This window comes from Azospirillum doebereinerae (genome assembly GCF_003989665.1).
GTDB lineage: Bacteria > Pseudomonadota > Alphaproteobacteria > Azospirillales > Azospirillaceae > Azospirillum > Azospirillum doebereinerae.
Map to the genome: position 1 here is coordinate 1 of NZ_RZIJ01000085.1, position 497 is coordinate 497.

Annotated in this window: 1 protein-coding gene; it reads right to left on the reverse strand. The window is 73.8% G+C overall.

Going from position 1 to position 497, the window contains the following annotated elements:
- Positions 1-497, reverse strand: a 497-nt coding sequence (locus EJ913_RS32040) for a hypothetical protein (RefSeq protein ID WP_185910047.1), incomplete at both ends; no start/stop codon positions are given.

The following is a 497-nucleotide window of genomic DNA, read 5'->3' on the forward strand; positions in this document are numbered from 1 at the left end:
GGCACCCCGGCGATCACCACGCTGAGCACCTCGCCCGCCGCCGGAGACACCAGCGCGCTGCTGATGCTCAACGCGATGGCCTGATCCTCGCTGCCCGAGGCCGCCGCCACGCTGAGCACCGGCGCGTCGGCCACCGCCGCCACGCTGACCGTCAACGCCTCGCTGTGGCTGGACTGCGTGCCGTTCACCGACGCCGTCGCCGTCACCGTCAAGCCGAGGCTGCCGCTGAACTCGGCCGGCGGCGTCAACGTCAGCCCGGAGAGTTGGCCCGCCGTCAGCGTCCACGTCCCGTCACCGTTGTCGCTGCCCGCCGACAGCACCGCTCCCGCTGGCACCCCGGCGATCACCACGCTGAGCACCTCGCCCGCCGCCGGGGACACCAGCGCGCTGCTGATGCTCAACGCGATGGCCTGATCCTCGCTGCCCGAGGCCGCCGCCACAGTCAGGCTGGGCGCGTCGGCCACCGCCGCCACGCTGACCGTCAGCGCCTCGCTGTG